The following is an 18,542-nucleotide window of genomic DNA, read 5'->3' on the forward strand; positions in this document are numbered from 1 at the left end:
CGACTATATAGCGGCAATGCTGATTCTTTTAGGATTATTCCCGATTGTAGGAGCTGTTTTTTCGTTGATGCCGGACCCGGTGTTGGGCGGAGCTACTTTGCTGATGTTCGGAACAGTGGCAGCAGCCGGAATCCGCATCGTTTCGTCACAAAACATCGGACGTAAGGAGACATTGGTGCTGGCTGTCAGTCTTTCATTAGGGCTGGGAGTGGAATTGATGCCTGATGTATTGAGTCAGGCTCCCGAAGCTATCCGCAGTATCTTTTCGTCAGGCATCACTACCGGTGGCTTGACTGCGATTATAGCAAATATCGTAATTCGGGTGAAAGAGGAAGAAGAACGATGAATGATGAACGGGACTGTGTCAAAACTCACCACAGAGTACACAGAGTAACATAGAGACGATTTTAGGTTGTTGATTATCAATAAAAAGACTCTGTGATACTCTGTGTTACTCCGTGGTGAAAGAAGTTTCGACACACCCTCGTTTATCGTTTATAATACTTCCAGATTACTCATCCGGTCTGTTGTGTGGAATTCAAATTCCGGATATTCATATAGTTTGAAGCGGGGCTCTGTTTCTCCTTCCGTATAGCTCCAGATGCTGGCATAGTCTTCCGGATCTTCCCCCATTTTGCTTAATTGCCTTAAATAAGCTGCGAGCGATTTATTTTCCACGATATATATTTTCCCCAACTTGTCAATAATAGAACTGTGGCGTCGGGTACTGTCATGGTCAAAGCGAAGGATGCGTTTACCTTCTTCGGTGATTCCCACCAGGTTGAATGTCATGCTCTTGCCGATAGCAGGCAGATTGAGTACGCTTCGGTCTGTAGCCATGAACGGTAGATGGTGTTTCTTCATGAAACGGCGTATACGGGCGGCTGTGTCTTCACCTGTTTCGAGAAGAGAATATAGTTCGTCAGCTTGTTCCGGAGTTAGTTTACCAAATGTTTTTTCCTCATGCTGTTCCTGCATCGACCGGCTGTTAGGTGTGAATACAGCATAATTTTCATTGAATCCTTTGACAGAGAAGGTATAGTAACAGACCACTCCCAGCGAGTTGAGCACTTGGCGTAGCCTTGTGGTATGTCCTCGTCGGGATGCTGCCACGGTATATACGAGCTGATTAGTGATAAGCCATCCGGCGGAAAGGATTTTCCGGATGGCTTCCCGGGTTTGTGGTGTCACCTCCAACGGGCTCTGGAAGTGGGTTTGAATTATAAATTGCTTCATTCCGATGGCAGAGGCTTTTTCTTTGAATTCTCTCAGAATCTCTATCAGTTCGTCATTGATGCGCATAGGCAGGTAAGCCAGTAATCTCGATCCTAAACGGACACGCTGTAATTCAGCGTATTTTTCTCCTTCCGGACGTTCTTGGTTTGCTTTTCGTTTTCGTGCGGCCATGCGATATACGGCTTCAAGAATGTTTCGCAAAGTCTTGTTCTGACTCATCAGAGCATCTCCTCCGGTAATCAATATATCTCGTAACTGGGTGTCTTCTTCAAAATAAGTCATCAACCTGCGTAGTTTCTTATCCCAACTTTCTTTAGGGCGGAGCGCGTCGAATTCAAAATTCAGTCGTTCGCTTTGGAAGTCGTACATACGTTGACATGAAGCGCACAGTCCTCCGCAGGCACGTCCCATTGTATCGGGAATCAGGATAGCTACCTCCGGATAGCGACGGTGAATGTTATGCCCGTCCGGCAATAGCCATCCCGCAGCGTTCGGTTTTCCGGCTTCTACAATATCTTCGCGCTCCCAGGCACGGATATTGCCGTAGGTTTCCACCAAACGGGGTGAATAGAGGATGTAGCTTCGGATAGCTTCGTCATTGTATCCTTCGCCGTTGGTGTTGAGCAAAGAAAGATAATAGGGCGTGGCGAAGAAAGGCATCCCTTTTTTACGGGCTCTGGACAATAAATACATTGTTTCGCTGGAAAGAGAATTTCCGAGGAAGCGGTTGAGTTCGGCAGGAGTTTTGATAGCCATCGAAAGGTGGAAGCGGAAATCATCCCACCACCGGCAGACCTGATGGTATTTCTCCTCATAACTCAATCCTTCTTCAAAGTGGAACCGGGAGGATGGCTTTGATTTCCGGTTCTCTATTTTCTGTATCAGCAGATGCAGCATTCGTTCTTTGTTTTCGGTGCGTAGCTCTATCACGTCTTCGTCCAGTCCGGTGGCCCAGCGTTCGGTTCTGTTTTTGATTCGTTGCGGAGAGGGTAGGGGCATTTCCGGGTCCTCCAGTCTTTTGAAGAGGTTATACAGATCCAGGAACAAGTCAGTAGGCATTTCTGCATTTTCCAGATTCCCGGTCAAGAAGCGTCGGAGAAGGGATAAGGTCTGTATTTGCATATCCTGTTCGTTAGACAATTCATGAACTGTCTTTCCGTCGTAGTTGATAAGGAGTCGAATTTGCTCACCCGCTTTGTTCCCTCCGGATATGTGAGAAGCAAGGAACTCTTGCAGGTGGCTTTTAAAGTCTGTGTCATCAAGACTTTGCCGGGCCATTGCTGTGAGTTCGGGTAACTCCTGACAGTATAGTTGATGGATTTGGGAAAGTGTGAGTGAAAGCATTTTCTTTTGTTTCATACGCGATTGTTTTTAAGTTGTTAAAATTGAAATATTTGCATAAATATAATAAAAAAAGCGGAGGTAGAAAACCTCCGCTTTGCTATTCGTGCTATTCTTTACGATTCTTTTTTGTTTAATAACATTCAGCTTTTCATTTTGTTTTTGCTTCTTCGTCCTTGTGTTTAGGCTCCTTTTTAGCCAACAAGACAATGTTATAAACGTACTCTGACATCCATTGTTCCGAGAATCCGAGACGTTCTTTGTATTGACGTACAGCCGCTGCCGTTTTGTGTACGTCATCTGCTTTCCATACCGTTTTGGTACATACATCATGTACTGTTTTTTCTGTCATGGAGCGCAGGGCCTTTTTAAATAGGGCCGGCATACGGAATTTCCATTGCATCAGGTTGCCCATCAGCATCATCAGGTCGCTTGAGAATCCCTGATACATGAAAAGGTATGCTTGTACATCGTTTTGCGTACGGCAGTTTTTTTTGATAGATGTGTCTATCTCTTTAAAGAATGATTCACTGATGCCGTAATCCTGCATCAGCATCTTGCGGGATGCCGATTTCTCGGCTAATCCTAACTTACCTCCTTGCGTGGCTACTTTGAACAAACGTTTGAAGTTGGCTACATCCGGCAGGAAGCGGATATTTGTGATACCCAAATTTACTGCAATTACAGATTGAAAATATACACGTGTCAGTGATACGAAGTCTTCGACATTGCCCACTACTTTTGCGTCAGCGTCGGCTTGTTTCTTGAATAAGTTAGCGAATATGCTCATAAGTCATTTGGTCAATTTATAGATTGAGGCTGCAAATTTACTAAATAACTTGTTAAATTGCTACAGATTATATGGATAACATCTATTCTTTTTGAGGTACTTTACCAACATTCGATGTCCTGCTCTATGTCTTTCATTTTGTTTTTGGTGAATACCGGACTTTGGATGCCCGCTTTCTTCTGTTCACGATAGTCCTGCAATAAGCGGAAAGCATATTTTCCGAGGAAGGAAATTGCTATCAGGTTGCAGACAGCCATTAATCCCATGGTAATATCTGCCAGTCCCCATACGAAGTCGAGTGTGGACATGGCACCTACCCATACCATGGCGCCTACCAATATCCGGTAGAGGTATACCACCCATCTCCTGTGGGTAAGATAGCGGATGTTTGCTTCACCGTAATAATAATTTCCAATGATACTGCTGAACGCAAAAAAGAAGAGAGCGATTGCCACAAAAATACCTCCGAGGCTCCCTATTTCATTGTTCAGTGCATGCTGGGTAAGTTGCACTCCATTGGTCGAACCGTCGAGCGGAGCACCACTGAAAAGAATGATAAATGCCGTACACGAACAGATGATAAGTGTATCTGTAAAAACTCCTAAAGTCTGGATCAGGCCCTGCTTGACGGGATGTGACACGTATGCTGTGGCGGCTGCATTGGGTGCGGAACCCATACCGGCTTCATTGCTGAACAGGCCCCGTTTGATGCCTTGCATCAGAGCAGCTCCCATACCGCCTCCCAAAGCTTGTTGCCAACCAAAAGCATGACTGATGATGGTTTCGATAACACCTGGCAGATGCGTGATGTTCAGGAGTACAATGGCCAGTGCCAGCCCTACATATCCCAGTGCCATAATGGGGACAATGATGCTGCTTACTTTGGCGATGCGCTGGATGCCTCCGAAGATGATCAATAAAGTGAGTCCGGTCAGGATGATTCCCATCGGTATGTGGTTGATGCCGAATGCATGCTCTACGGCCGCACAAATGGTATTACTCTGTACCGAATTGAAAGCGAAACCGAAAGTAATGGTAATTAGTATGGCAAAAAGAATTCCCATCCATGGCTTCTTCAATCCCTTCTTCATGTAATAAGCAGGACCTCCTATAAATGATTCCTTTCCTTTTTCTTTATATAACTGTGCAAGGGTAGATTCGACAAAAGCACTTGATGCTCCTAACAAGGCAATGATCCACATCCAGAATATCGCACCCGGTCCGCCTACGGCAATAGCTGTAGCTACGCCTGCAAGATTTCCTGTCCCGACACGACTTGCCAGTGATATGGCGAAAGCCTGGAATGAAGAAATATGTTTTTCTCCGTTCTCCTCTTTTCCGCCGGAATCTTTCAGAAGACGTACCATTTCGCCAATCATCCGGAATTGTACGAAACGGGTTTTAAGCGTGAACCAAACGGCGCACCCCAACAGCATTGCGATAAGGATGTAGGTCCATAATATATCGTTAATCAGATCCATATCTTTGTTAATTAAACCATCGGTGCATTGTTCTATGGTTCATCCGGCCGATACGTAGTTGAACCATCGTTTTAATAATGTTGATAATCAGCAGATTATATTTACCTGCTTTTTCCTCGGTATGTAAATCCATTTACTTCGGCGTGTAAAAGCATTTACCTCGGCATGTAAATCCATTTACCTCGGTATGTAAAAGCATTTACCTCGGCATGTAAATGGAACTGGCATTCAAGGCAGCAGATGCTCTCCCTTAGGGTGCGCGTCAAAACACCGTATTCTCCGGCCCCCCCCTTCTATTTCAGTCGGAAGTAGAATTTGTGGTTTTCGAATATTGGTTCCACAATGTCGAACCGGATCAACTTAGCCAATAAATGCTCTGCGGCTCGTCGGGAAATACCTGCTTGCCGGCAATAGCGATTCAGTGAGAGTGAGGTATTTTTTTCCAGTAAGTCGAGTAATAACTGTTCTCGCTCGGTATATTGGATCAGTTCACCTGCCGGATTTCCACTTTGCTGCCAAATGCGCAGATGTACCGGAGTAGCCAGGATATTCTCGTCTTTAATGCGGATATATGCCAGTGGTTTACCGGTTTCATCCTTGGCATAAACAGGCTTGTTCTCACTTTCCTCTATTTGTACGACTAATACAGAACGTCCCTCGACGTGAAATGTTTGCATGGAATAATGCACTTTCGGCTGACAGTAAAGTTGGGCAGCTGCTTCTATCATGTATTTTTCTTCGTCCGAACGTACACCGGCAATTTTCCCATTGTCTTTTACTCCGATCAACAACCGTCCTCCATCGGTGTTGGCAAAGGCCGACAGCGTTTTAGCAATCTTGCGGGCATCGGATATTTCAAATTTAAAGTCTTGTTGCTGATGCTCCCCTTCGGCTATCAATGCGTGTATGTAATCAGTATCTGTAAGCGGTTTCATGCTTGCAAAAGTAGATAAAAAAGACTAAACCTCATTTTTTTGCCGATTTTTAGCCGATAATTTCAAAAAAAATATCGTTTTTATGCGTTTATTTCGGGAAAGGATGTATTTTTGCCCATCATTATTAACGAAGAAATAAATAAGGATTATGAAAGAATTAGTAGAAAAGATTGCTACTTTGGTAGCTGAGTTCAACAAAGATGCAAATGCTCAGATCGAAAATGGTAACAAAGCTGCAGGAACTCGTGCCCGTAAAGCTTCATTGGAAATCGAAAAAGCAATGAAAGAATTCCGTAAAGTATCTTTAGAAGAATCAAAGAAGTAATCTTACGAATAGAAGAAAATGAAAAGCCGGTCTCAGTTTTGTGACCGGCTTTTTTATTTTACAGAAACTAAGCTTGTATCTATTGGCAGAAATAGTAAATTAGCAGGTATCCTCTTTTTTTGCAGATACTGTTTCCTCTTTTATTTCTGAGGTAAAAGTTTCAAGTATTCTCCATATCCTTCTTCCTGCATTTTCTCTTTGGGGATGAAGCGTAAGGATGCACTGTTGATACAATAGCGCAATCCTCCTTTGTCTTTGGGACCATCGGTGAAAACATGTCCCAGATGTGCGTCTCCCGTTTTACTCCGTACCTCCGTCCGCACCATTCCGTGTGATGTATCCGTCTTTTCTTTCACTGACTCTTTTTCGATCGGTTTGGTGAAGCTGGGCCAACCACATCCGGAATCGAACTTATCTGTTGAAATAAAAAGGGGCTCTCCGGTGGTGATATCTACGTAGATGCCATCTCGTTTTTCATTCCAGTATTCGTTATGGAAGGCTGGTTCGGTTGCATTCTTTTGTGTGACGGCATATTGTTCGGCTGTCAGCTTGTTGCGAAGTGTGGCATCATCCGGCTTTTTATAACTTGCCTGTGGTGTTTCGGCACCCTGTGCATTGGCCTTCTTTGCCAATTCAAAGAGTGCCGGATTTATGTGGCAGTATCCTCCGGGATTCTTATCCAGATAATCCTGATGGTATTCCTCTGCTTTATAGAAATTGGACAAAGGCTTCACTTCCACTATAATAGGTTTAGAGTATTCTTTGGCCAATTCACCGATGGCGCTCCGGATTGCAGGCAGATCTGCTTCGTCCGTATAATAGATACCGGTGCGGTATTGTGTTCCACGGTCATTTCCCTGCCGGTTCAGGCTTGTGGGATCAATCGTTTTAAAAAACAGGTCAATCAGAAGTTTCAGTGACACTTCTTGTGGGTTATAGTCCACTTTAACGGTTTCCGCAAAATTGGTTTTCCCTGTACATACCTGTTGATAGGTTGGGTTGGCAATGTTTCCATTGGCATATCCGGTCTGGGTTGACTTTACTCCTCTGATTTGTTTCAGGAAATGTTCAGTTCCCCAAAAGCAGCCGCCCGCAAAATATATCTCACTCTGATTTTTCATACTTTTTTTCTCCTGTTTTTGTTGATAAATCCATTGTACGCCTTGTGCATAGCCGGTATAAATGATACCTGCCAACAGCACGACAAATATAGTGAACTTCTTTTTCATAATCCTTGGTCTCTTTTATAAATAACAAATGAACATCAATTTCTGATTATTAAGAACTGTTGTATCCTTCCATAAAGTGGTTAAAAAGAGATTATCTTTTGTTCTTTCAAGGGATTGTGCTTACTTTTGGCATAAACATTCTCTTGCTTTGCAGCAGAAAAAGAGTTCAGTATGGCAAAACAACAATTCAATAAACTAATTTGGCTGGTGGATACGATCTTTCGGAACGGACCTGTGACATTCGCCGAAATCAACCGTCGCTGGCGGGCGGGAGACGGTAGCCGTGTGGATATTCCTTTGCGGACTTTCCACAACCATCGACAAGCTATCGAGGAGATGTTCGACATCAACATTGAATGCGATAAGCGGGATAATACCTATTATATAGCAGATGCCGAGGGTATGTTGGGCGATAAGTTGAAGATGTGGTTACTGAATAGTTTTTCATTAAACAATGTACTGCAAGAAAATGTAGATATGAAGAACCGGATTGTGTTTGAAGAAGTTCCTTCAGGAATACAATTTATGGATACCATTATCAATGCTATGCGTAGCGGGAATGTGCTTGTTATGGAATATCAGGCATATAATTGGGAGCAATCCAAGAGTGTATTGCTTGAACCTTATTTCCTGAAACTTTTTCGGCACCGTTGGTACCTGATAGGAGTGAATCGGGAATATAAGGCTTTCCGTTCTTATTCTCTCGACCGGGTCAGGGAGATCAGCCTTTCAGAAGATACTTTCAGTTTTCCGCGTAAATTCACTCCCCAAGATCATTTTCGCAATAGTTTTGGTATCATTCGAGATGAGAGTCTGGTTCCTCAGCGCACAGTACTTAGAGCCACAATTTCGCAGGCACCATATCTGAGAAACCTTCCTTTACATTCCAGTCAGAAGGAAATTGCTGTTACCGAGAATTACGTTGATTTTGAGTTGTATATATCACATACGTATGATTTTGTACAGGAGTTGTTGTCTAAGGGAGCGGCATTGGAGGTGTTGGAGCCCCGGTCATTAAGGGATACGATAAAAGATGAGATAAGAAATATGCAAACCCTTTATCACTTATGAATGCGAATGTACTTGAAAAACTGAAGATACTGGCAGAGTCGGCCAAGTATGATGTTTCTTGTGCTTCCAGTGGTACGGTGCGCTCCAACAAACCCGGCATGTTGGGCAATACTGTGGGAGGCTGGGGCATCTGCCATAGTTTTGCGGAAGACGGTCGCTGCATTTCGCTATTAAAGGTGATGCTCACCAACTATTGTATATATGATTGTGCTTATTGCATCAATCGGAGAAGTAACGACTTGCCCAGAGCTACGCTTTCCGTATCCGAACTGGTAGATCTGACGATTGAGTTTTATCGCCGGAATTATATTGAAGGACTGTTTTTAAGCTCTGGTGTGGTGCGTAACCCTGACTATACCATGGAGCGTCTGGTACGTGTGGCAAAAGATTTGCGTGAAGTGCACCGTTTTAATGGATATATCCACTTGAAAAGCATTCCCGGAGCCAGCCGTGAACTGGTGAATGAAGCCGGGCGTTATGCCGACCGCCTGAGTGTGAATGTGGAGATACCTAAAGAAGAGAATCTGAAACTGCTGGCTCCGGAAAAAGATCATAAGAGCGTGTTTGCACCGATGCTTTATATCCAGCAAGGGGTACTGGAGAGTAGTGAAGAACGGAAAAAGTTTCGCTATGCTCCTCGTTTTGCTCCGGCAGGGCAGAGTACACAAATGATTGTCGGTGCCACAGCCGAAACTGATAAGGATATCCTTTTTCTCTCTTCGGCTCTTTACCAACGCCCTACGATGAAACGGGTTTATTACTCCGGTTATGTATCAGTGAATACATACGATACCCGTTTGCCGGCACTTAAGCAACCTCCTCTGGTACGCGAAAACCGCCTTTATCAGGCGGATTGGCTGATGCGTTTTTATCAGTTTAAGGTTGATGAAATTGTGGATGACGCTTATCCCGATCTTGATTTGGAGATAGATCCCAAGTTGTCTTGGGCGTTGCGTCATCCGGAACAGTTTCCTGTCGATATCAATAGAGCGGATTATGAAATGATACTCCGTGTTCCGGGAATAGGAGTGAAATCAGCTAAATTGATTGTTGCTTCTCGCCGCTACTCAAAGTTGGGATATTATCAACTTAAAAAGATAGGTGTGGTCATGAAAAAAGCACAATACTTTATTACTTGCAGTGAATTGCCTATACGGACAGTGAATGAGATGACGCCACAGACCGTACGCAGCCTGTTGTTGCCTAAGCCTGTTAGGAAAAAGACGGATGAAAATCAGTTGTCGTTTGTTTTTTCCGATTGAGATTGTTATGACTCTTTTTATTTACGATAAAACGCTTGATGGCTTGTTGACAGCAGTATTTGATGCTTATTACCGCAAGACTTTCCCCGATGTTTTACTTACGGATGGGGAGGCGTTGCCACTTTTTTATGATGAAGTTTTTACGGTTATTACCGATGACGAAAAGGCAGGACGTGTCTGGCGGGGATTGCAAAAAAAAGTATCGGTGTCTGCACTTTCGGCCATTACCTGGTGTTGGCTGTCGGAATTGCCCGAGGTGGGTTTACTCCTGTTCCGGTACATCCGTAAAGCCATTGATTCCCCTGTATCCATTGAAACGAATTTTGGTGATCCGGATGTACTTGCCCTTTCCAGGATATGGAAACGAGTGGATTGGGAGCGGCTGCGTATGTTGCAGTTCGTTCGCTTTCAGAAAGCAGCGGATGGCACTTTCTTTGCTGCTTTTGAACCTCAGCACAACGCATTACCATTGACGGTTGCTCACTTTAAAGATCGGTTTGCCGATCAGCGGTGGCTGATTTATGATATGAAACGGCGTTATGGGTTTTATTATGACCTGCATACAGTGGAAGAGGTGACGTTTGATCAGGATACCCCAGCCGCCCACCTGGTTACCGGTATGCTCGACGAAAGTCTGATGGATAAAGACGAAAAACTGTTTCAGCAGCTTTGGAAGACTTATTTTAAATCTATCACGATCAGAGAGAGGCTGAATCCCCGGAAACACAAGCAAGATATGCCGGTACGTTATTGGAAGTATATCACTGAGAAACAGAAATGACCTTATTCAATCCGTTCTACTGTCACCTCGGGAAACTCCTGTATCAATGATAATAAATGACCTTCGTCATTGTTCCGTTTGGACTTAATGACCATAGTCACCTGATAAGTTTCTATTCCTCCGTGTTCTTGCTTATCCATCTGATACGACACTATCAGATAATCCTTGGAGTTAAAACGGTCCGCTATTCCTTTCAATACTTGTTTATTGTCGGTGGAGAATGTAATCATTGAACTTTTCATCCCTATACTTTTGAACAAGTAGCTTAATACTTCAAGACCCACGAGAGTCAGTACCATGGCGGCAATGCCTATAACGTACATGCCCGCACCTACTGCCAGGCCGATTCCCGCTGTCGCCCAGATACCGGCCGCTGTGGTCAGTCCCCGCACTATCTGCTTTTGGAAGATAATTGTTCCGGCACCGATGAAGCCAATGCCACTTACTACCTGCGCCGCTACACGACTTGGGTCGAGTGTAACACTATCCTCTTTTATTATCTCTTGAAAGCCATATTGGGAAACGATCATTATCAGTGCACTTCCCAGTGAAACCAGGAAGTGTGTGCGATAGCCGGCTTCCTTGGCACGGTATTCTCTATCCAGACCGATGACGGCACCCAAGATGCCGGCAACCAATAATCTTAATACAAAATCGAAGTTCAACATTATACGAAAATCTCCTTTCTGTCTTTATTCCAATAATTTATTCGTAACCTAAAGATACGATTGTTTTTAGAAATAACGTATATTCGCAGCTAAAAGATTATTTCTTTCGGAAAGACTATATATTCAGTACTGCATAAAACTTAAAACACACAATGAATAAAAGACTTTTTTATTTGATTGGCTTTGCTATAATATTGGCAGTTGAAATCATAATCGGTATGTATGTTCACGATCGTTTTGTACGTCCTTATATGGGTGATGCATTGGTTGTTGTGTTGATTTATTGCTTTATACGGATTTTTATTCCGAAAGGTTTATCTCAATTACCTTTCTATGTATTTGCTTTTGCCTGTTTTATTGAGGTTCTTCAGTACTTCCAGTTAGTCGATGTGTTGGGAATAACGAACTCTGTTACCCGTATTATACTTGGGGCTACTTTCGATTTGAAAGATATAGTCAGTTATGCCGGCGGATATGTATTTGTTCTGTTGGTGGAACGTTTTTGGGGTAAGAAAGGAAAATAAGAACAGTTTTTCTGCTTGTTTTGTAAATTCTTTGAAATAAGTAGGCTTCGTTTATAAATTATTATGTAATTTTGCTGCATGTTATTGTTTGAATGTGAACTAATTAATCTTGTTTGTCATGAGTCAAGAGAATCCTTCTTCCAAATTGGATGTGGAGTTTATTTATTTGCCTGTCGTCAATTATTCCATGCAGCAAAACCGGATACCTGTTGTACGGTTGTTTTCTATCAAAAATAATACGGAACATCCACTTGCGGATTTAAAGGTATCTTTGATTTTTGAGCCTGAGTTTGCAGCAGCTTCACCTGTGATGATAGAAAGGTTATCTCCAGGTGAAATGATCAAAATAACCACATTGAACCTACTTTTGGATCCTTCTTTTTTCATTCGGCAAACCGAACGTTTTTCCGGTGCTATCGGACTGATTGTTTCTTGTGATGAAGAAGTAGTCTTCCAAAGTAAATATCCCATTGATATATTGGCCTTCGATCAGTGGGGAGGTATTCAGGTGTTGCCCGAACTTTTGTCGGCGTTTGTGGTCCCCAATCATCCCATACTTACAGGAATTATTTCTCGTACAGCATCCATTCTGAAAGAGTGGTCAGGTAGCTCCTCGTTGGATGCTTATCAGAGTTGTAATCCTAATAGGGTAAAGATACAATTAGCTGCTTTGTACGAGGCTGTTAAGGAGCAGCACATTGCTTATTGTACACCTCCTGCCAGTTTTGGAGATGCCGGGCAGAGAATCAGACTTTCGGATAATGTGCTTTCCGGCAAATTGGGAACTTGCCTGGATATGTCCTTATTGTATGCTTCGTGTGCCGAAGCTATGGGATTGCATCCATTACTGGTGGTTATTCAGGGACATGCTTTGGTGGGATGCTGGCTGATTGACGGAACATTTCCTGATGCGGTGAATGATGATCCTTCGCTGTTGACAAAACGAACTGCAGACGGGATCAACGAAATTATTTTGCTGGAAGCTACCTGCATGAACGATGGAAAAAATGTGACTTTCGATGCAGCAGTCGGATTGGCTAATGGTAAAATGTTAGCGGTGAACGATTTTATTTGTTTTATTGATGTGGCACGTAGCCGTTTTGCCCATATCCTGCCTTTGCCTCAGAGGATAATGCATGGGAAAGCATGGAGCGTAAATCCGGAGATGATTCAGACACCGGAAGACGAGTCGCACGTCAGTTACAGCAATGCCCCGGAAGAGATTAAGCAATATGATTGGGGAAATCAGGACTGTTACGTGGAAGTCACCAAACAACTTTTATGGGAGAGAAAGTTATTGGACTTGAGTCTCCGTAATAATTTTCTGAACCTTCGCATTACCCGAAATGCTCTTCAGGTGATTTCGGCGGATGTGGATAAGATGGAGGATGCTTTTTCTGACGGAACGGAATTTCAGATCTTGGGCAAACCCTCTGACTGGGATAATCCATTGTATGATTTCGGACTTTATGGAGCTTTGACGGAATCTGATCCGATGCTCGGTTTGATTAAGCAGGAATTGACACAGAAAAGATTGAGAACCTATTTGAACGAACAGGATCTGAAAAAGTCGCTTACTTATTTATACCGTTCTTCCAGAGTAGCTCTGGAGGAGAATGGGGCAAACACCTTATATCTTGCTCTGGGCTTGTTGAGATGGTATGAAACCGAACATAGTGAGCGTCCCCGCTATGCACCTATCTTGCTGCTTCCTGTTGAGATGATTCGCAAGTCTGTGTCCAAAGGGTACATCATCCGTGCCCGTGAAGAAGAGAGTATGCTCAATATCACTCTGTTGGAGATGCTGAGACAAAACTTCGGCATTACTATTTCCGGACTCGAATCGTTGCCGAAAGATGAGAATGGTGCCGATGTGAAACGTGTCTTTTCTATTTTCAGGAAGGCAGTGATGAATGAGAAACGCTGGGATGTGGAAGAACAGGCTATTTTGGGTACTTTTTCGTTCAGTAAGTTCATTATGTGGAATGACATTCATTCAAATGCTGAAGAGTTAAGTAAAAATAAGATAGTCGGGAGCCTGATGAGTGGTAAAATGGAGTGGGAGGTTGCAGATGTCGATGCCAGTGCCATAGAGCTGGACCACACTTTGACGCCTGCTGATATTGCTCTGCCTGTCAGTGCGGATTCATCGCAGCTTGAAGCGGTTTATGAAGCTGTGAGTGAAAAGAGTTTCATTTTACACGGCCCCCCCGGAACCGGTAAGTCGCAAACCATTACGAACATTATAGCCAATGCATTGTATCAAGGCAAACGGGTGTTGTTTGTGGCCGAAAAGATGGCTGCACTTTCTGTGGTACAAAAAAGGCTTACAAATATTGGCTTGGCTCCTTTTTGTCTGGAATTACATTCCAATAAAGCACGTAAAACAGATGTGCTCAGACAGTTAAAAGAGTCAACAGAGATTTTCCGGTATAAAGAACCGGAAGAGTTTAAGGAAGAGTCGGAGAGACTGTTTAAAATGCGTCAGCAGATCAATGGATATGTAGAGGCGCTGCACCGGGTATATCCTTGCGGTATTTCCGTTTATGAAGCGGTCACACGTTACAGTTCTATTGACGAAAAAGAAGAAATAATGATACCCGCTTTTCTGCTTACCACATTGACCAAAGAACGGTTGAACGAGTGGAACCATGCTGTGGAAGAATTGGTGGGAGTTGGAAAAGTAAGCGGACATTCTTATCATCATCCCCTCACCGGAATTAATATAAAGGAGTACTCTTCGCAACTGAAAGAAGAAACGGATAAGCTTTTGAAAGAGTATATAACTCTTTTACAGGTGATGGAGAAAAAGGTGGAAAAGTGCTTTTCAATATATGGAATAGGTAATAAATATACGGAGAAGTTGTTGGAGAGTCTGGTTCGGTTTATTCGTATCTTAATGCAACTTCCGGGGATGACTGCCAATTTGGTATTGATGACCGAGCCAAATGAGAATGTTGAAAAGATACGCCGTATCATTGAACATGGGCGAAAAAGGGATGCTGTCTACAGTTTGCTGAAACAATCGTTTGAAGATGCTTTTTTTACTTTTCCAGCACAGCAAAAGTTGGCGGAGTGGAAAGAGATTACACAAAGTTGGTTCCTTCCCCGTTGGCTGAAGCAACGTAAGTTCTGTAAAGAGATGTCTCTCTTTTCGTTGCAAGGGCGTATAGGCAAAGAACAGGTACTTCCGGTATTGCAGCAATTGCTTTCTTATCAGCAAGAAAAGCAGGAAGTGGACAGCAAAAGCAGTTGGCTGCAGAATTTGTTTGGTGCTAAGGCCCATTCAGGCGAAGAGCAGTGGGCTGATATAGAAGCGATGAGTGAGGGACTGCTTCAGTTGAACAGATTGTTGATGGGATTAGCCGAAGATGCGTCATCAGTACGCTTGGTTAAGGAGAAGTTGGCAGAACAGCTTTCAGAAGGCTATTCTTCATTCCGGCAAATGAACAAGGAACAACTTGAGGGAGTGGTACAGGACTGGGAACGTGAAAAGCAATTGGAGGAATCGATGCTGCAACTGCTGGGTATTTCCAAAGAGGTGCTTCATGTCAGTGAAGACAATTGGCTGGCGGGAGCGTTACATCAGTGTGAAATTTGGGCAAAGAACACGGATAAATTGAAGGACTGGTATCGTTGGCTGAATGTGTCCCGTCGGTTCGAAGCTTGTGGCTTGGAGTCTGTATTTACAGCGTATACGGAGTGTAACCTGCCTACCGAACGGATGATGAATATTTACTTGAAAGGATTTTATCGTAGTTTTACGGAATATGCCATTGGTACGGAACAGGTACTGCAGTTCTTTAGTGGAGAGTTGTTCAATGACAGCATTCTCCGTTTTCGTGAACTGAATGAACAGTATCAGGAATTGATAAAGAAAGAACTTTATGCAAAATTGGCTTCTAACATTCCATCGTTTGTGTATGCGGCTGCCCAAAGTTCGGAAGTGGGAATTTTGCAGAAGTGTATCCGTAGTAATGGGCGTGGGGTACCTATCCGTAAACTGTTTGATTCTATCCCTAATTTATTGCCACGCATGTGCCCATGTATGCTGATGAGTCCTATGTCTGTAGCGCAATATATCGATGTGAACCATGATAAGTTCGATTTGGTTGTATTTGATGAAGCTTCCCAAATGCCTACATGCGAAGCTGTTGGTGCCATTGCCCGTGGAAACCATGTGGTCGTTGTAGGTGACCCGAAGCAGATGCCGCCAACCAGTTTCTTCACCAGCAACTCTGTAGATGAAGAGCATATCGAGATGGAAGATCTGGAAAGTATCCTGGATGATTGTCTGGCTTTGTCTATGCCTTCCAAATATTTGTTATGGCATTATCGCAGTAAACATGAGAGCCTGATTGCTTTTAGTAATTCACAGTATTATGATAATAAATTGTTGACTTTTCCGTCTCCTGACGATCTGGCTGCAAAAGTTACGCTGGTATCTGTTGAGGGATATTATGATAAAGGAAAAAGCCGGCAGAATCAAGCTGAGGCACAGGCTGTAGTCGACGAGATTGTTCGTAGGCTTTCCGATCCGAAGCTGAGTCGTCAAAGTATTGGAGTGGTAACATTCAGTTCTGTACAGCAGACTCTGATTGAAGATATGTTGTCGGATGTTGTTATGCAAAATGCCGATTTGGAGAATCTTGCTTTTAACCGTGAAGAACCTGTTTTCATTAAGAATCTGGAGAATGTACAGGGAGATGAACGGGATGTCATTTTGTTTTCAGTAGGTTATGGTCCGGATATCAACGGACGGGTCAGCCTTAATTTTGGTCCGCTGAACCGTGATGGTGGTGAACGTCGTTTGAATGTAGCGGTATCTCGTGCCCGGTATGAGATGAAAGTCTTTTCTACATTAAAGGCTGATCAGATTGACCTGAAAAAAACATCTTCCGTAGGAGTGGCAGGTTTGAAATACTTCCTCGAATATGCCGGTAAAGGCACCGGTGTTTTGAATCACTCTAATGCAATGGCGTCCGAGAGTATTGATATCGGTACACTGGTGGCCTCAAAGCTTCGTGAGAGGGGGTATCAGGTAAAAACTAAAATCGGATGTTCCGGATTCCGGGTAGATGTAGGTGTTGTCGATCCGGATAATTCTTCCCGTTATTTGCTCGGAATTTTGTGTGACGGTGAAAATTATCGGGCTGCGAAAACTGCCCGGGATCGGGAAATTGTGCAAAGCAGTGTCTTGAAGATGCTGGGATGGAATATCTGTAAGGTATGGACAATGGACTGGTGGGAAAATTCTCAAAAAGTGATTGACCGTATAGAGGGAGAATTGGAGAAAGCACGTTGCAGTAAATCGGAGATTCCGGCATCGGTTTCTCTTCCTGTTCCTGTATTGAATCAAGGACAGAAAGCCGGATTGCTATGTAGTGCACAACCTTGTTTGGTAAACGTTCCGGAACAGGTGATTCGGGAGGGAGTAAAGTCTGTGGAATCGGAGATCTATGAAACAGCTTCTTTGGTTTCAGTGAATCTTTCTTCCTGGGACTTTATGATGCCTCGACGAGAACCCCGTATCAGAAAACAGTTGGATGAAATTATGCATACAGAAGCGCCTATCAGTCGTTCATTGTTGAGTAACAGAATTTTCAGTGCTTATGGAATTCTTCGTAAAACAGCCCGTTTGATTGCCTGGATGGATGATATATTGAGTAGAACCCCTTATTACAAGCAAGAAGTTGACGGACTGACTTTTTATTGGAATACGAAAGAGGAAGCAGAGGCATATACTAAATTTCGTATTGATTCCAAACGTGAGGTGGCAGATTTACCTCCACGTGAGGTGGCCAATGCAGCTCTGAGTATATTGGAACAACAAATAGCTTTACCTTTGACTGACTTAATGAAAATAACTGCCCAGTTATTAGGTTATGCTCGTTTCGGACTGAATGTGGAGACTGCTATGCGTAGGGGGGTCCAGATGTTGTTGGACAGGGAAGAGGCTAAAATTGAAGGTGACAAGATACTTATGAAGTAGTCCGGCGCGGTCCGTTAGTCTGGGATTCTTGTTGGGGCGTTTCTTCGTTTTTTAGTTTATGTCCGCAATATTTACAATATGTTGCATTCTCTTCATGCCCCGTTTTGTGACAGTTGGGACATTGCAAATCTTTAAGTTTTTTGTACTCCTTCATCATAGATACAGAGACGATACCTGTGGGTACGGCAATAATAGTGTAGCCGATCAGCATAACGCAGGCGGATAGGAATTTGCCGAGGGCGGTAGCGGGGGTAATGTCTCCATAACCGACGGTGGTCATGGTGACGATGGCCCAGTAAATACTGTTCGGGATGTTATTGAATTGTGTATTGGGCTGAGTTCCCTCGATCATGTACATCAGCGTACCGATGGCGACGACGAGGATGACGACAAAGAGAAAAAAAACGGCTATCTTTTTACTACTTTCTTTGAGTGAGGTGAGCAATCGTTCGCCTTCAAGCCAGAAGTTAAAGAGCTTGAAGACACGGAATACCCGTATGATGCGGAAAGCACGGATGATAAGCAAGTAACGCGCACCGGGCAGAAAGAAGGCAAGATAGAGCGGTAACGTAGCGAGCAGGTCGATGATACCGAAAAAACTGAAGATGTATTTCCGTGGTTGAGGCGAACAGTAAATACGGGTGACGTATTCAAAAGTGAAGAAAGCCGTAAAAAGGTATTCGAGTACGATGAACGGAGTCGAAAGCCAGGAAGGAAGACCTTGCAGGCTTTCGATAATGGCGAGCAGAATACTCAATAGGATACATATGATAAGGGCTACATCGAATGCCTTCCCTGCGGGGGTGTCGGATTCGAAAATAATGACGTACAACTTACGCTTCAGAGCCTGGTTGTGCAGAAAACGATAGAGCCAAGAATCACTTTTCAATGTGTTAATATGTTAATG

Annotated in this window: 15 protein-coding genes; 7 read left to right on the plus strand and 8 right to left on the minus strand. The window is 43.6% G+C overall.

Annotated features, from left to right (window positions below; genetic code table 11):
- A partial coding sequence (locus tag AB3G73_RS00005) for a solute carrier family 23 protein (RefSeq protein WP_367741534.1) occupies nucleotides 1-346 on the plus strand: 346 nt, incomplete at its 5' end.
- A 149-nt stretch (nucleotides 347-495) separates the two neighbouring features.
- Here the strand turns inward: AB3G73_RS00005 and AB3G73_RS00010 are convergent.
- From AB3G73_RS00010 to AB3G73_RS00030, 5 genes are all read right to left on the minus strand, one after another.
- Nucleotides 496-2,595, minus strand: coding sequence for a KamA family radical SAM protein (locus tag AB3G73_RS00010; protein ID WP_032539521.1), 2,100 nt, complete (start codon nucleotides 2,593-2,595; stop codon nucleotides 496-498).
- 133 nt (nucleotides 2,596-2,728) lie between these two features.
- A complete protein-coding gene (locus AB3G73_RS00015) occupies nucleotides 2,729-3,367 on the minus strand; it encodes a hypothetical protein (protein WP_005781003.1) in 639 nt (212 codons plus the stop codon).
- A gap of 101 nt (nucleotides 3,368-3,468) precedes the next feature.
- Nucleotides 3,469-4,848, minus strand: coding sequence for a sodium:alanine symporter family protein (locus AB3G73_RS00020; RefSeq protein ID WP_005808095.1), 1,380 nt, complete (start codon nucleotides 4,846-4,848; stop codon nucleotides 3,469-3,471).
- A 7-nt stretch (nucleotides 4,849-4,855) separates the two neighbouring features.
- A complete protein-coding gene (locus AB3G73_RS00025; protein WP_005781001.1) occupies nucleotides 4,856-4,981 on the minus strand; it encodes a hypothetical protein in 126 nt (41 codons plus the stop codon).
- 160 nt (nucleotides 4,982-5,141) lie between these two features.
- Nucleotides 5,142-5,783 carry a helix-turn-helix domain-containing protein gene (locus AB3G73_RS00030; protein WP_005781000.1) on the minus strand — a complete coding sequence of 214 codons (642 nt, stop codon included), beginning with the start codon at nucleotides 5,781-5,783 and terminating at the stop codon, nucleotides 5,142-5,144.
- Between the two features lie 148 nt (nucleotides 5,784-5,931).
- Here AB3G73_RS00030 and AB3G73_RS00035 point away from each other — a divergent pair, with 148 nt between their 5' ends.
- Entirely contained in the window at nucleotides 5,932-6,108 is a 177-nt protein-coding gene (locus tag AB3G73_RS00035) for a histone H1 (protein ID WP_005780999.1), read from the plus strand.
- 140 nt (nucleotides 6,109-6,248) lie between these two features.
- Here the strand turns inward: AB3G73_RS00035 and msrB are convergent, their stop codons facing one another.
- Entirely contained in the window at nucleotides 6,249-7,337 is a 1,089-nt protein-coding gene (gene msrB, locus AB3G73_RS00040) for a peptide-methionine (R)-S-oxide reductase MsrB (protein WP_005808092.1), read from the minus strand.
- 171 nt (nucleotides 7,338-7,508) lie between these two features.
- Between msrB and AB3G73_RS00045 the strand changes: the two genes are divergently transcribed.
- Genes AB3G73_RS00045 through AB3G73_RS00055 form a run of 3 tightly spaced genes read left to right on the plus strand, consistent with a single transcriptional unit; the run spans nucleotide 7,509 to nucleotide 10,451 of the window.
- Nucleotides 7,509-8,408, plus strand: a complete 900-nt coding sequence (locus AB3G73_RS00045; protein ID WP_044300812.1) for a YafY family protein — start codon at nucleotides 7,509-7,511, stop codon at nucleotides 8,406-8,408.
- Entirely contained in the window at nucleotides 8,405-9,670 is a 1,266-nt protein-coding gene (locus tag AB3G73_RS00050) for a putative DNA modification/repair radical SAM protein (protein WP_234069164.1), read from the plus strand. The genes AB3G73_RS00045 and AB3G73_RS00050 overlap by 4 nt, the downstream gene beginning before the upstream one ends.
- Before the next feature lie 7 nt (nucleotides 9,671-9,677).
- On the plus strand, nucleotides 9,678-10,451 hold the full coding sequence (locus AB3G73_RS00055; protein ID WP_220654409.1) for a TIGR03915 family putative DNA repair protein: 774 nt from the start codon (nucleotides 9,678-9,680) through the stop codon (nucleotides 10,449-10,451).
- A gap of 2 nt (nucleotides 10,452-10,453) precedes the next feature.
- On the opposite strand, the gene AB3G73_RS00060 is transcribed toward AB3G73_RS00055, so the two are convergent.
- Nucleotides 10,454-11,122 (minus strand): MgtC/SapB family protein, encoded by a 669-nt coding sequence (locus AB3G73_RS00060; protein ID WP_032531631.1) that lies wholly within the window; start codon nucleotides 11,120-11,122, stop codon nucleotides 10,454-10,456.
- Nucleotides 11,123-11,271: 149 nt separating this feature from the next.
- Here AB3G73_RS00060 and AB3G73_RS00065 point away from each other — a divergent pair, with 149 nt between their 5' ends.
- Together AB3G73_RS00065 and AB3G73_RS00070 are read left to right on the plus strand one after the other, a co-directional pair.
- The gene (locus AB3G73_RS00065; RefSeq protein WP_234069162.1) at nucleotides 11,272-11,643 is read left to right on the plus strand and encodes a DUF2809 domain-containing protein; all 372 of its coding nucleotides are present in this window, start codon (nucleotides 11,272-11,274) and stop codon (nucleotides 11,641-11,643) included.
- A 118-nt stretch (nucleotides 11,644-11,761) separates the two neighbouring features.
- Complete coding sequence (locus AB3G73_RS00070; RefSeq protein WP_234069161.1) at nucleotides 11,762-17,635, plus strand: DUF3320 domain-containing protein; 5,874 nt, start codon at nucleotides 11,762-11,764, stop codon at nucleotides 17,633-17,635.
- On the opposite strand, the gene AB3G73_RS00075 is transcribed toward AB3G73_RS00070, so the two are convergent.
- Nucleotides 17,625-18,524 carry an ion transporter gene (locus AB3G73_RS00075; RefSeq protein WP_234069159.1) on the minus strand — a complete coding sequence of 300 codons (900 nt, stop codon included), beginning with the start codon at nucleotides 18,522-18,524 and terminating at the stop codon, nucleotides 17,625-17,627. The two genes, AB3G73_RS00070 and AB3G73_RS00075, sit on opposite strands and share 11 nt — an antisense overlap.
- Nucleotides 18,525-18,542: the final 18 nt, after the last annotated feature.

Origin of the sequence: Bacteroides sp. L008 (assembly GCF_040812255.1) — a bacterium.
GTDB classification, from domain to species: domain Bacteria; phylum Bacteroidota; class Bacteroidia; order Bacteroidales; family Bacteroidaceae; genus Bacteroides; species Bacteroides vicugnae.